The following is a 12,910-nucleotide window of genomic DNA, read 5'->3' on the forward strand; positions in this document are numbered from 1 at the left end:
CCCGCGTCCTCCGGGTCGTAGCTCGCGCGCCGACGCGTGGGCGAAGTCCCGCTGCGTTGTGCCGGCGCCGGAGAAGCAAGAAGCATGATTGACCCGCTCACGCGGGTCCCCGAGAGAAGGAGAATGTCGGCAAGGCCGGCGGCGCGAAGGGCGCGCGACGCGCTGCAATCAACCTCGGCCGGTGGCAACACGGCAGCCGAATTCGGCCGCCGATGCGGCAAACCAGGACCAGAAGCTCCCTGCCATGCTGCGTGCGACCATGATCTCGAATACGGGCCCGTCCGGGCCGTCGGCGAGCCGCCACAGATGCACGCCGACATAGGCGACGCTGATCAAAGCGGTATCGCCGACGGCGAAGGCCGCCGGGTGCAGATCGAGCATCACGCCCTTCGCCAGCACATCGCGAACACGCGAACCCGAGAGCCTGAAGGCGGCGCGCGCATCGCTCTGATCGCTGACGGCAGCATGGGCCGAGAGCTCGCCGAGAAGCCCGGCAAAGCCATCGCGCGAGGCCGCGCGCAGCAGCCATTGCCCCGGGCCGGCCCAGACCACGTCATGCGCCGCGGCCTGAACAATTCTCGGCGTCTCCGGCAGGGCGATGCCGAGCCTGCCTTCGACGGCCCGTGACAGAGCCGCTGCCCGGCCGGGTTCGGCGATCAGCGTCGCCAGACCAAAGCCATGCAGCAAAGTCGCACAGATGCCAGCATCCCCCTTCATGCCGAAGGAGCCGGGCTGCGCGATCCCGGCCCAGGCGCCGCGCGGGACCCAAGAGATCGCTGTCTCAGCCATGGAGGTGGTTTCCTTCGGGATCGACGAAGACCGGCGAGCAGATCTCGACGACGATGTCGCCGTTGCGGACGGGGTCGTAGGCGCGCACTCGCTCACCGATGCGGCTGGCGCCGTTCCGGATCAGGCCCAGGCCGATCCAGTGATTCAGATGCGGCGAATGGGCGACCGAGGTCATGTAACCCTCGTCGTTTTCCATCACCGCCGCCTTGCCGATGCCGATGAAATGGGCGCCCGCACGCAGGCGCTGGGACGGATCGACCGGCTTGAAGCCGACGAAGGACGGCCGGTCCCCCTCGACCAGGGCCTGCCGGCCCGCCATCAGCCGCCCGACGAAGTCCTTCTTCGTCGACATCATCTTGCCGAGGCCGAGATCGCGCGCCGTGGTCTGGCCGTTGAGCTCGTTGCCCGCGACATGGCCTTTCTCGATGCGCAGCACACCGAGCGCCTCGGTGCCGTAGGGCGTGATGCCGAAGGGCTCGCCCGCCCGCATCAGGGCGCGCATCATCGCGTCGCCATAATCGGCCGGGACTGAAAGCTCGAAGGCCAGTTCACCCGAGAAGGAGATGCGGAAGAGCCGGGCCGGAATCCCGCCGCCGACCGTCACGGTGCGCGCCGCGAGATAGGGGAAGGCCTCGTTCGAGATGTCGTGCGCGGGATCCACGACGCCGCGCAGAGTTTCGCGCGCCTTCGGGCCGGCCACGGCCACCTGCGCCCATTGCTCGGACACCGAGACCATGCGGACATCAAGCTCCGGCCACAGCACCTGATGGCAGAATTCCAGATGTTGCATCACCCTGCCGGCATTCGCCGTCGTGGTCGTCATCAGGAAATGATGCTCCCCGAGGCGGGAGGTGGTGCCGTCATCCATGACGAAGCCGTCCTCGCGCAGCATCAGCCCATAGCGGGCCTTGCCGACCGGCAGCGCCTTCCAGCCGTTGATGTAGACCCGCTCAAGAAATTGGGCGGCGTCCGGACCCTGGATGTCGATCTTGCCGAGCGTCGAGACATCGCAGATGCCGACCCTCGCGCGCACGGCCTTCACCTCGCGATTGACGGTCGTCAGCCAATCGCCCTCCCCGGGCTTCGGATAGTACTGGGCCCGCAGCCACTGGCCGGCTTCGATGAAGACGGCGCCCCCCTCCTTCGACCACTCATGGGTCGGCGCCAGCCGCACCGGCTTGAAGTCCTTGCCGCGGTGGTGGCCCGCCAGCGCGCCGATCGCGACCGGCGTATAGGGCGGGCGGAACGTCGTCGTGCCCGTCTGCGGGATCGTCCTGCCCGTCTGCTCGGCCATGATGGCCAGGCCGGAGAGGTTCGAGGTCTTGCCCTGATCGGTCGCCATCCCGAGCGTCGTGTAGCGCTTGAGATGCTCGACCGGCCGGAAGCCTTCGCGCGCGGCCAGCTCGACATCCTTGTCGGTGACGTCGTTCTGGTAGTCCACGAAAGCCTTGCCCTTGGCACCTGTCACCCGCCAGACGGGCTTCAGCGCGGTCGTCTCGGGATCGGTCGCGGGCGCGGGCTCAGCCGCCGCAGGCGTCAGCCCCGCATCGGCCACAGCCTCGCGGCCGAGCCGAGCGCCGTCCTCCAGCGCCTGCGCCAGGGTGAAGTGCCCGGCTGCGCTGCCGGCGACGGAGAGCCCCGGCGGCAAGGTGCCCGGCACGAAACATTGCAGGACCTCGTCCCAGGCCGGCTTGCCGTTCTGGTGCGAGGTCAGATGCAGCGTCGGGTTCCAGCCGTTCGAGACGGCCAGCAGATCGCAGGCGAGAGCCGTCTTCGCGCCGGAGGCATCGCGGATGCTGACGCCGCCGAGCTGACGGCCCCCGCGCGTGCCTTCGATCACGGCGCCTGCGAACAGCCTTGCGCCGAGCTTGTCGGCGAGCGCCTTGCGCGCTGGATCCGCGTCGGGACGGCTATCGACGATGGCCGCCACCTTGCCGCCGGCGGCTGCGATGTCGCGCGCTGTCGTCCAGCCATCGTCGCCGGCCGTGAACAGCACCGTTTCGCGGCCCGGCATGACGCCGTAACGGTTGACATAGGCGCGCGCCGCCCCGGCCAGCATCACGCCGGGCGCATCGTTGCCGGGGAATACGATCGGCCGTTCCAGCGCGCCCGCGGCGAGGATCGCGCGTTTGGCATAGATGCGCCAGCCGCGCTGGCGCGGCTGATGGGCCGCAGGCTCCGGCAGGTGATCAGCGACGCGCTCGACCGCGCCGTAGATGCCGTGGTCGTAGAGGCCGAAGATCGTGGTGCGCGGCATAATCCGCACTTCGGGCAGGCTTTCGAGCTCCGCCAGCGTCGCCGCCAGCCATTCGGCCGCCGGCTTTCCAGCGATCTGGCGCTGCTCCGCCAACAGGCGACCGCCCAGGCGGAAATCCTCGTCGCAGAGGATCACGCGGGCACCGCTGCGGCCTGCTGCCAGCGCCGCCGAAAGACCGGCGGGCCCGCCGCCGATCACGAGCACGTCACAGAAGGCGAAGGCCTTTTCGTAATGGTCGGGATCTTCCGCTCCGGCCGCGCGGCCAAGGCCTGCGGCGCGGCGGATCAGCGGCTCGTAGAGCTTTTCCCAGAACGCCGCCGGCCACATGAAGGTCTTGTAGTAGAAGCCGGCGACCAGAGCCGGCGAAACGAGCCCGTTGAGCGAGAGCAGATCGAAAGCGAGCGAGGGCCAGCGGTTCTGGCTTGCGGCATCGAGCCCGCCGAATAGTTCGATCATCGTGGCGCGGGTGTTCGGTTCCCGGCGGGCGCCGGTGCGCAGCTCGACCAGCGCGTTCGGCTCCTCCGGGCCAGCGGAGAGAATGCCGCGCGGGCGGTGATACTTGAAGGAGCGGCCCACCAGCCGCACCCCGTTGGCGAGCAGCGCAGAGGCCAGCGTGTCGCCGGCATAGCCCTGATATGGCTTGCCATCGAAGCTGAAGGTCAGCGCCCGGCCGCGATCGATCAGACCGCCGGAGGCGCGGCGGAAGGACTGCCCGCTCATGCGGCCGCTCCCGTCTTGCGCGTCTTTGCCGGCTCGACCGCCGCGATCGCATGAGTGCGGGTATCGCGGGTCACGACCAGCCAGGCATGGCAGCCGGCGCCGTGATACCAGAGCTCGCGGTGCGTGCCCGCCGGATTGTCGCGCAGATAGACATAGTCGGTCATCGCCGACTCTGTCGCCGCCATGCCGTCAGGGCGTTGCGGGTCGGCCGCGCCGAGATAGCTGAATTCCTGGGCGTCGCGCGCGCCGCAATGGGGACAGGTGATGCGCATGGTCAGGCTTCCACGATTTTCGGGATGCGACGCGCCGCAACCGTCATGCTCGCCCTCGTGGCGAGCATCCACGTCTTGAACACAACGTTCGACCAGCGAAGACGTGGATGGTCGGGACAAGCCCGACCATGGCGGGGATGGTGAGCGCAGCTTGTCATCTCAGTGCAGGTTTGGCTGGGCGCCGGCGCCCTTCTCGTCGATCAGGCGCCCGGTGGCGAAGCGATCGAGCCGATAGGCGGTCGCGACCGGGTGCGGCTGTCCCGTCGCGATCAGATGCGCGAAGCAGAAGCCGGAAGCCGGCGTCGCCTTGAAGCCGCCATAGCACCAGCCGGAATTGAGGTAGAGCCCATCGACCGGCGTCAGATCGATGATCGGAGAGCCGTCCATCGACATGTCCATGACGCCGCCCCAATGCCGCAGCATGCGCACCCGGCCGAGGCCCGGCCAGAGCGCCATGGCAGATTCCATCACGTCCTCGATCACAGGCAGATTGCCGCGCTGGGCGTAGGAGTTGTAACCGTCGATATCGCCGCCGAAGACGAGCCCGCCCTTGTCCGACTGGCTGATGTAGAAATGCCCGGCGCCGAATGTGACGACGGTATCGATCAGGGGCTTCAGTCCTTCGGAGACGAAGGCCTGCAGGACATGGCTTTCGATCGGCAAGCGCAGGCCCGCCATCGCCGCCACCCGTGAGGAGTTGCCGGCCACCGCCATGGCGATCTTCCTCGCCCGGATCGGCCCGCGCGAGGTCTCGACGCCGACGGCCCGCCCGCCAGCCATGGTGATGCCGGTGACCTCGCAGTTCTGGATCATGTCGACGCCACGGCTGTCGGCGGCCCGCGCATAGCCCCAGGCAACGGCGTCGTGCCGGGCCGAGCCGCCGCGGCGCTGCAGCAGCCCGCCCTGGATCGGGAAGCGGGCGTTGTCGAAATCGAGATAGGGCAGCATCGCCCTCACCTGCTCGCGGCCGAGCAGCTCGGAATCGACGCCGGCGAGCCGCATCGCATTGCCGCGCCGGGCGAAGGCGTCACGCTGCGCATCCGAGTGGTAGAGGTTGATCACGCCGCGCTGGCTGACCATGGCGTTGTAGTTCAGATCCTGCTCCAGCCCCTCCCAGAGCTTCATCGAAAGCTCGTAGAACGGCGTGTTGCCCGGCAGCAGGTAGTTCGAGCGGATGATCGTGGTGTTGCGGCCGACATTCCCGGAACCGAGATAGCCCTTCTCCAGCACCGCGACGTTCGTGATGCCGTGCCGGCTGGCGAGGTAATGCGCCGTCGCGAGGCCATGCCCGCCGCCGCCGATGATCACGACATCGTATTCGGCCTTGGGCGCGGGATCGCGCCAGGCGGGGGTCCAGCCCTTATGCCCCTGGAAGGCCTGGGCGAGCAGCGAGAAGACGGAATAGCGCATCGAGGGGTCCGGGCGGTCTTGTCATCTGGAGATTGACCGACATAGGCTCCGCGACATGCTCGATAGCGACATCCGATTGCCCAGCAGCGACGACAGCGCACCGGCTCATGTCGGCTTTCTGCTGATCCCTGATTTCGCTCTGCTGCCCTATGCCTCGGCGATCGAACCCTTGCGCGCGGCCAACCGGCTCTCCGGCAGGCCGCTCTATCGCTGGAGCCATGTCTCGATCGACGGCGCGCCAGCTTCGGCCTCGAACGGCGTCGCCATCGCGGCGGATGCGAGCGTCGGCGCCGAATTGCGGCTCGACTACCTGTTCGTCTGCGCCGGGGGCAACCCGGCCCTCTTCCACCATCAGCCGACCTTCGCCTGGCTGCGCCAGCTCGCCCGGCGCGGTGTGCGGATCGGCGGCGTCTCGGGCGGCCCCTATCTGCTGGCGCGCGCCAATGTGCTGACCGGCTATCGCTTCACCCTCCATTGGGAGCATGCGCCGGCCTTCCTGGAGGAGTATCCGGACCTCGATCTGCGCCGCTCGCTCTACGAGATCGATCGCGACCGGCTGACCTGCAGCGGCGGCACCGCCCCGCTCGACATGTTGCATGCCGTGATCGCGCGCGAACACGGCAGCGAACTGGCGCTGGCCGTGAGCGAGTGGTTCCTGCAGACCCATGTCCGGGAAGGAGCCGGTCCGCAGCGTATGCCGCTGCGCGAGCGGCTGGGCATCGCGCATGCGCCGCTGCTGCGCGTCATCGGGCGCATGGAGCAGACCATCGAGCATCCCGAACCGCGCGAGGACCTCGCCCGCCTCGCCAATGTCTCGCTGCGCCAGCTCGAGCGCCTGTTCCGCCAGCATCTCGGCCGGTCGCTCGGCGAGCACTACCTGGCCCTGCGCCTTGACCGCGCGCGCGACCTGCTGCGGCAGACAAGCCTCTCGATCCTCGAAACGGCACTCGCCTGCGGCTTCGCCAGCGCCAGCCATTTCTCCCGCAGCTATCGCGAGCGCTTCGGCCATCCCCCGCGCGGCGAGAGAGTGCAGCAAGCTCACTCTGATCGACGCTGACAGGCAAGAAAGCGTCGCACAGGATCAAATCCGCGCACCGATCCCCCGGAAGTCTAGGGCTTCAAATAAAAACAGGGGATCGCGACCGATGAAACGTTTGACCGCTCTGGCGCTGGCTGTCGCCGCCACGCTCGCCGCCATGCCGGCCCTCGCTCAGGACACCCTCGCCAAGATCAAGGAGAAGGGCGTCCTCACTGTCGGCGTGAAGAACGACTACAAGCCCTGGGGCTTCCTCGACCCGTCGGGCAAGATCGTCGGCCTCGAGATCGATCTTGCGCAGGAGGTCGCGGACAAGCTCGGCGTGAAGATCGAGATGGTTCCCGTCATCGCCGCCAACCGCATCGAGTTCCTGCGGCAGGGCCGCATCGACATGATCCTGGCGACGCTCGGCGACACGCCCGACCGGCGCAAGCAGATCGGCATGATCGAGCCGAACTACTATGCCGGTGCCACCAACGTGCTCGCGCCGAAGAGCGCCGGTCTCAAGAAGTGGGAAGATCTGAAGGGCCGAAAGGTCTGCGCCGTGCAGGGCGCCTACTACAACCGCCGCGTCTCGCAGATGTATTCGCCCGAGCTGGTGGTGTTCCCCTCCGTGCCGGATGGGCTGAACGCGCTGCAGGGCAACAACTGCGTCGCCTTCCTCTTCGACGACACGCTGATCGTCTCGACGCTGGCGGGCGGCGATCCGAAATGGGCCAATTACGAAATGCCCCTGACCTCGGAGGATCCGCAGCTCTGGGCGATCGGCGTGCGCCTCGACGACCTCGACGGCGCCTTCGGCAAGCTGCTGAAGGACATGTCGGTCGAGTGGCACAAGAGCGGCAAGCTGCTCGCGCTCGAGAGCAAGTGGGGCATCAAGCAGAGCCCCTACCTGATTGAGACCAACAAGAAGCTGAAGGGCGGCTCGTAGCCTCGGGGCGTCATTCTCGGGCTTGTCCCGAGAATCTCATGACCAGAGGGCTCTGGTTTCCGAGATGGTCGGGTCAAGTCCGACCGTGACGCGCCAAGCCTACCCGAGGTTTCGGACATGATTGCCGCCTTCTTCGAGCGCCTGAACGATGTTCATGGCCTCAACTTCTCGATCTTCTACGACGCCTTCGATCGTTCCCGCTTCCTCACCGGGCTGTGGACCACGACCTATATCTGCGTCGTCTCCATCCTGGCCTCGCTCGCGATCGGGCTCCTTGGGGTCTGGGTGGCCGGCAGCCAGTCGCGCCTCGGACGGCTGCTGGTGCGGATCTACGTCCAGTTCTTCCGCAATACCCCGCCGCTGGTGCAGCTCTCCTTCTTCTACTTCGCCGTCGGCGGCCTGCTGCCGACGGTGTCGGACGGTTTCGGCGGACAGTCACCGCTTGTCAGTGGCACAGGCTGGGCGATCATCGCCTTCTCGCTCTTCGCCGGCGCATTCAACGTCGAGATCTTCCGCGCCGGGATCGAGGCCGTGCCCGAGACGATGGTCGAGGCCGCGGAATCGCTCGGCTACACGCGCTTCCAGCTCTGGCGCCAGATCGTGCTGCCCCTCGCCTTCCGCATCTGTCTGCCGGCGCTCAACAACAACCTCGTCAATCTCGTGAAGACCACCACCCTCGCCTACGCGATCGGCGTGCCCGAATTGCTCTACGCCGCCTCGCAGATCTGGTCGGAGATGTTCAACGTCCGCGAGATGATGAACGTGTTGCTGGTGACCTATGTCCTGCTCGTCGCAGTTCTGGTCTGGGTGATGCATCGCTGGGAGAAAGCCATGCGCATTCCGGGCTACATGCCATGAAAGCGAGCCGACCCATCTCCTCAGCCCTCATCCTGAGGAGCCGCGAAGCGGCGTCTCGAAGGATGCTTCAGGAGGCTCCGGAGACATCTGGATCATCCTTCGAGACGCGCTCTTGCAGAGCGCTCCTCAGGATGAGGGCTCGTCATGACGTCCGCCCCGAAAGCGACCTTCCGGTCCTCAAGCCATTCCGCGCCGCGCCGATCGCGCCGAGCGGCCTTGCCGCACCTGCCCTCCTGAGCGCCGGGCTCGTCGCGGGCGCCGGAATCCTCTTCGCCGCTTCGCTGGCCGTGGCGCAGGTGACCGCACCGGCGGCACGCGACGGTGCCGTCACCATCCTGCTGCGCTGGGCACCGCTGATCTTCCAGGGCTTCCTGTTCAACCTGCTGATCAGCTTCCTCTCGATGGTGTTGGGAACGGCGGTGGGCGTGCTGTTCGGCATCGGCCAAGTTTCGCCATCCGCGGCGCTGCGCAAGCCTGCCTGGGCCGCGACGCAGTTCTTCCGCAACGCACCCTGGCTCGTGCTGCTGTTCTACGCGATGTTCCTGCTGCCCTTCGAATTGAAGCTCGGCCCGGTCACCCTGGCCTTTCCCGCCTGGGTCAAGGCCATCATCGGGCTGGCGCTTCCGGTCGCGGCCAACGTCTCCGAGATCGTGCGCGGCGGCATCCGCTCGATTCCGTCGGGCCAATGGGAATCGGCCGAGGCGCTCGCCTTCACCCGCCGCCAGACGATGTGGATGATCATCCTGCCACAGGCCTTCAAGCGGATGATCCCGCCCTGGATGAACCTCTACGCCATCCTGACGATGGCCACGACGCTGATCTCGGTCGTCGGCATTCAGGACGGGCTGACGGTGACGCGCGCCGCGCTCGTGGCCGAGAGCCGGCCGGAGCTGATGCTGCCGATGTATCTCCTGCTCCTGCTGATGTTCTTCGCCTACTGCTATCCGATCGCGCGCCTCACCATGGCGCTCGAACGCCGCTTCAACGTGAAGGGATGACCATGGTCGCCAAGCATCAACTCGGCGAGCCGGTCGTCGTCGTCGAGGGCGTCGAGAAGGCCTTCGGCGCCTTCCCGGTGCTGAAGGACGTCAGCCTGACCATTCGCCGCGGCGAGACCGTCTGCATCATCGGCCCCTCGGGCTCGGGCAAGTCGACGCTGCTGCGCTGCATCAATGCGCTGGTGCCGATCAGCAGGGGTTCGATCACCGTCGCCGGCCGGCAGGTCAACGACCCCATGCTCGACAAGCTCGCCCTGCGCCGCGACGTCGGCATCGTCTTCCAGCAGTACAACCTGTTCCCTCACAAGACGGCGCTGCAGAACGTGATGATGGCGCCGGTCCATGTGCTGAAGCAGGATCGCGCAGAGGTCGAAGAGCGGGCCAAGCGCCTGCTCGCCAAGGTCGGATTATCGCACAAGCACCAGGCTTATCCGGGCGAGCTTTCGGGCGGGCAGCAGCAGCGCGTCGCGATCGCCCGCTCGCTGGCGATGAACCCCAAGGTGATGCTGTTCGACGAGGTCACCGCCGCGCTCGACCCAGAGACCAAGAAGGAGGTGCTCGTCACCATCCGCGACCTTGCCGCAGAGGGGATGACCTGCATCCTCGTCACCCACGAGATGGGCTTCGCCCGCGAAGTCGCCGACCATGTCTATTTCACCGACGGCGGCGTCATCGTCGAGCACGCGGCACCGGCGGAGTTCTTCGGCGCGCCGCGAGAAGCCCGCACCCGCGCCTTCCTCGATCAGGTGCTCTGACGCGACATGTCGCGTCAGAGCCGGTCGATGTCGCAAACCGGCCGGCCACCGCAGGCCGCCCGTCCAAGAATGAACGCCGTCATTCGAGAGCGTGCCTCATGAACACTCTGGCCTCAGACCCCAAATCCGTCACCGGCAAGCCGCTGGCCATCGACGAGACGGTGGACGTCCTGGTCATCGGCGGCGGGCCCACCGGGCTCGAAGCGGCGATCCAAGCCGCGAAGCGTGGGTTCGGCGTCCTGCTGATCGATGAGAACCCCGTGCCATTCAAGACGATGGGCGACGACGTGCCCTTGCATTTCGGGCAGGGCATGGCGGCCAGCGCCCGCAATCGCAACGCCATGATGGAGGCATTCGTGGCCTCCGAACCGCGGATCGCAGAGGCTTTCGAGGCCGGCATCGATGTGCGCCTCGGCACCGCCTGCTGGGGCCTTTATGCGAACGGTCCGGCACTCGGCTGGATGCCCGGCCTCGTCGCGGGGCTCGCCGACGAGGAACGCAGCGCCCTGGTCCAGGCGCGGCACGTTATTCTCGCCTGCGGCCGACGCGACATGGGTCTCGGCTTCCCTGGCTGGGAGAAGCCGGGGGTGCTGGGCGCCACCGCCGCGCTTAGTCTCGCGACACGCTACGGCGCGCTCGGCCCGCGCCGGCTCGTCATCCTCGGCTCCAGCACGGAAGCCCTGACCACGGCGCTGGCGCTGCGCGAGACCGGCGCCAGCGTCGCTGCGATCGTCGAGCAGGCTCCCGAAGCCGTCGGCGACGCGGCGCTGCTGGCCAGCCTGCGCGAGGGCGGGACGGATATCCTGACGCGCCATGTCGTCCGCGAGGCGGCCGGGCGCGATTCCGTCGAGGCGGCAATGGTCGCTGGGCTCGACGACGAAGGCCATCCGGCACAGGACGAGCGCGCCATCGCCTGCGATGGCATCGTGCTCGCTGTGGGAGCCACCCCGGTCGTCGATCTGATCGATGCCGCCGGCTGCAAGGTGGCGTTTCAGCCCGAGCGCGGGGGCTATGCGCCGGTCCTCGATGCGAACCAGCGCACAAGCATCCCGAACGTGTATGCGGTCGGCGACTGTGCCGGCATCTGGGCCGCGAAGACCCGCGACCGCGCGGTCGCCGAAGCGGAAGCCCGATGCGCCGTCGCGGCGCTCGGCACGGATGCAATGGCAGACAGCGCCACGAACCCGCCGGCACCGGGATACGACATCTCCGATTACCGCCTGGCCTGGGTGCGGGCGAGTGTCATCGAGGCGCGCGCGGAATTCCATGTCTGCCAGTGCGAGGAGGTGACGGCCCGCGAAATCCTCGAAGTCCGTCCACCGCGTTATCTCGACTGGCAGAACGAGCGCCGCAACGACCGTTCGCTCGCGGCCTTGCTCGGCAATGGCCCGCCCAACCCCGATCAGGTCAAGCGCCTGACCCGTGCCGGCATGGGCCCCTGCCAGGGCCGCCGCTGCCGCGAACAGGTTGCGGCGCTGCTGGCGCTCGGCGCGGCCCTGCCGCTCTCGGCGATCCCGCTCGCGGGCTATCGCACGCCGGCGCGGCCGATGCCGCTGTCGATGACGGCCCATGTGCCGGAAGCGCCGGAGCAGGCCGAGCATTGGGACACCTGGTTCGGCATGCATGCGCAATGGGTGCCGTTCTGGGAGGTTCCGGAGCGCTACACCGTCGCGACCAACGACGCGACCGGCCCCGTCGCGAGCGAGTGAGAGCCAACATGAGCGAGATCAACGGAGCTTCCGTCGTTATCGTCGGCGGCGGCGTGACCGGTCTCTCCGCCGGCTGGTGGCTGGCGCGCGAGGGCGTCGACGTGCTTGTGCTGGAAAAGGGCCTGATCGGCTGGGAGGCCTCCGGCCGCAATGGCGGCGGCTGCTCGCACCACCATTCGCCGCTCTTCGCCGAAGAACAGCGGCTCTGGCCGATCATGGACGAGTTGCTGGGATACCCGACCGAGTTCAGGGGCGAGCGCATCCGCCTTGCTTCCAGCGAGCACCAGATGGCGCTCTACGGCCGCGCCCTGCGAAACGCCGAGCGGCAGGGCTTCCAGTCGGACATGCTCGACGTCCGGCAGGCGAAGGAGCTCGTGCCGCTGGCGGGCGACACCATCGTCGGCGGCTATCACTACAAGTTCGGCGGCCATGCCAATCCGCACCGCACGCTGCAGGGCTATGCCTGGGCGATGCAGGACCATGGTGGGCGCATCCTGCAGCATACGACGGTCACCGGCTTCCGCAGCGAAGGCGGGCGCGTGACGGCGGTCGAGACCGACCGCGGCGTCATCGGCTGCGACAGCCTGGTGCTCGCTGCCGGCCCACAGACCGGGCGGCTCTCGGCGATGCTCGGGCAGGAGGTGCCGGTGCAATCGGCCCGCTGCGAGATGATCGTGACGGAGCCGTTGCCGCTGATGCCGCTCGGCGGCGTCGACGGCTGCGGCCTCTATGGTCGACAGACCCTGCGCGGCAACCTCGCCTATGGCGGCGGGCCGCATGAATGGCTGGCGATGGCCGAGGAAGGCACGCCGGCGAAGCCGACCACGCCGCTGATGCTGCATATGGGCAAGCGCCTGGCCGAGCTTCTGCCGAAGGCGGCACATGCCCGCATCATCCGCTCCTGGGCCGGCGTGATCGAGAATACGCCGGACGGCCGTCCCGTGATCGACCGGTTGGATTCACAGGCGAATGTCGTGGTCGCGACCCTGTCGAGCGTCGGCTTCGGCCTCTCGCCCGCGAGCGGCCACGCGATCCGGGACCTCGTCGTCGACGGCGCGTGCAGCTTCGCCGATATTTCCACCTTCAAGCTGTCGCGCTTCGCGAAGCTGGAGCCGAACTGGCGGGAATTGCAGGGCTGGCAGGTGACGGCGGCGACCGAAGCGCTGGTCGCGTGA

11 protein-coding genes are annotated in these 12,910 nt (G+C 67.8%); 7 read left to right on the forward strand and 4 right to left on the reverse strand.

Annotated features, from left to right (window positions below; all coding sequences use genetic code 11):
* Positions 1–168 precede the first annotated feature (168 nt).
* The 4 genes from AB4Z10_RS11265 to AB4Z10_RS11280 form a co-directional block, all read right to left on the reverse strand.
* Positions 169–789 carry a sarcosine oxidase subunit gamma gene (locus AB4Z10_RS11265; RefSeq protein WP_441470488.1) on the reverse strand — a complete coding sequence of 207 codons (621 nt, stop codon included), beginning with the start codon at positions 787–789 and terminating at the stop codon, positions 169–171.
* Complete coding sequence (locus AB4Z10_RS11270) at positions 782–3,766, reverse strand: sarcosine oxidase subunit alpha family protein (RefSeq protein ID WP_441470489.1); 2,985 nt, start codon at positions 3,764–3,766, stop codon at positions 782–784. The genes AB4Z10_RS11265 and AB4Z10_RS11270 overlap by 8 nt, the downstream gene beginning before the upstream one ends.
* On the reverse strand, positions 3,763–4,038 hold the full coding sequence (locus tag AB4Z10_RS11275) for a sarcosine oxidase subunit delta (RefSeq protein ID WP_441470490.1): 276 nt from the start codon (positions 4,036–4,038) through the stop codon (positions 3,763–3,765). Before AB4Z10_RS11275 ends, AB4Z10_RS11270 begins: the two co-directional genes overlap by 4 nt.
* 159 nt (positions 4,039–4,197) lie before the next feature.
* On the reverse strand, positions 4,198–5,448 hold the full coding sequence (locus AB4Z10_RS11280; protein WP_441470491.1) for a sarcosine oxidase subunit beta family protein: 1,251 nt from the start codon (positions 5,446–5,448) through the stop codon (positions 4,198–4,200).
* Positions 5,449–5,503: 55 nt separating this feature from the next.
* Here AB4Z10_RS11280 and AB4Z10_RS11285 point away from each other — a divergent pair, with 55 nt between their 5' ends.
* From AB4Z10_RS11285 to AB4Z10_RS11315, 7 genes are all read left to right on the forward strand, one after another.
* A complete protein-coding gene (locus AB4Z10_RS11285) occupies positions 5,504–6,505 on the forward strand; it encodes a GlxA family transcriptional regulator (protein ID WP_441470492.1) in 1,002 nt (333 codons plus the stop codon).
* Positions 6,506–6,593: 88 nt separating this feature from the next.
* The gene (locus AB4Z10_RS11290; RefSeq protein WP_441470493.1) at positions 6,594–7,415 is read left to right on the forward strand and encodes a transporter substrate-binding domain-containing protein; all 822 of its coding nucleotides are present in this window, start codon (positions 6,594–6,596) and stop codon (positions 7,413–7,415) included.
* 117 nt (positions 7,416–7,532) lie between these two features.
* Positions 7,533–8,273 (forward strand): amino acid ABC transporter permease, encoded by a 741-nt coding sequence (locus AB4Z10_RS11295; RefSeq protein ID WP_441470494.1) that lies wholly within the window; start codon positions 7,533–7,535, stop codon positions 8,271–8,273.
* 131 nt (positions 8,274–8,404) lie between these two features.
* A complete protein-coding gene (locus AB4Z10_RS11300) occupies positions 8,405–9,271 on the forward strand; it encodes an amino acid ABC transporter permease (protein WP_441470495.1) in 867 nt (288 codons plus the stop codon).
* Complete coding sequence (locus AB4Z10_RS11305; RefSeq protein ID WP_441470496.1) at positions 9,268–10,026, forward strand: amino acid ABC transporter ATP-binding protein; 759 nt, start codon at positions 9,268–9,270, stop codon at positions 10,024–10,026. Before AB4Z10_RS11300 ends, AB4Z10_RS11305 begins: the two co-directional genes overlap by 4 nt.
* A gap of 98 nt (positions 10,027–10,124) precedes the next feature.
* Entirely contained in the window at positions 10,125–11,735 is a 1,611-nt protein-coding gene (locus AB4Z10_RS11310; protein ID WP_441470497.1) for an FAD-dependent oxidoreductase, read from the forward strand.
* Positions 11,736–11,743: 8 nt separating this feature from the next.
* Positions 11,744–12,910, forward strand: a complete 1,167-nt coding sequence (locus AB4Z10_RS11315) for an NAD(P)/FAD-dependent oxidoreductase (RefSeq protein WP_441470498.1) — start codon at positions 11,744–11,746, stop codon at positions 12,908–12,910.

This window comes from Allobosea sp. RAF48, from assembly GCF_052114025.1.
Classification (GTDB): Bacteria; Pseudomonadota; Alphaproteobacteria; order Rhizobiales; family Beijerinckiaceae; genus Allobosea.

Excerpts from the sequence above, each read along its gene's own strand:
- AB4Z10_RS11295 (WP_441470494.1), top strand. The coding sequence starts at position 7,533 with ATGATTGCCGCCTTCTTCGAGCGCCTGAACGATGTTCATGGCCTCAAC.
- AB4Z10_RS11275 (WP_441470490.1), bottom strand. The coding sequence starts at position 4,038 with ATGCGCATCACCTGTCCCCATTGCGGCGCGCGCGACGCCCAGGAATTC.
- AB4Z10_RS11310 (WP_441470497.1), top strand. The coding sequence starts at position 10,125 with ATGAACACTCTGGCCTCAGACCCCAAATCCGTCACCGGCAAGCCGCTG.
- AB4Z10_RS11285 (WP_441470492.1), top strand. The coding sequence starts at position 5,504 with ATGCTCGATAGCGACATCCGATTGCCCAGCAGCGACGACAGCGCACCG.
- AB4Z10_RS11290 (WP_441470493.1), top strand. The coding sequence starts at position 6,594 with ATGAAACGTTTGACCGCTCTGGCGCTGGCTGTCGCCGCCACGCTCGCC.
- AB4Z10_RS11265 (WP_441470488.1), bottom strand. The coding sequence starts at position 789 with ATGGCTGAGACAGCGATCTCTTGGGTCCCGCGCGGCGCCTGGGCCGGG.
- AB4Z10_RS11270 (WP_441470489.1), bottom strand. The coding sequence starts at position 3,766 with ATGAGCGGGCAGTCCTTCCGCCGCGCCTCCGGCGGTCTGATCGATCGC.
- AB4Z10_RS11315 (WP_441470498.1), top strand. The coding sequence starts at position 11,744 with ATGAGCGAGATCAACGGAGCTTCCGTCGTTATCGTCGGCGGCGGCGTG.
- AB4Z10_RS11305 (WP_441470496.1), top strand. The coding sequence starts at position 9,268 with ATGACCATGGTCGCCAAGCATCAACTCGGCGAGCCGGTCGTCGTCGTC.
- AB4Z10_RS11280 (WP_441470491.1), bottom strand. The coding sequence starts at position 5,448 with ATGCGCTATTCCGTCTTCTCGCTGCTCGCCCAGGCCTTCCAGGGGCAT.
- AB4Z10_RS11300 (WP_441470495.1), top strand. The coding sequence starts at position 8,405 with ATGAGGGCTCGTCATGACGTCCGCCCCGAAAGCGACCTTCCGGTCCTC.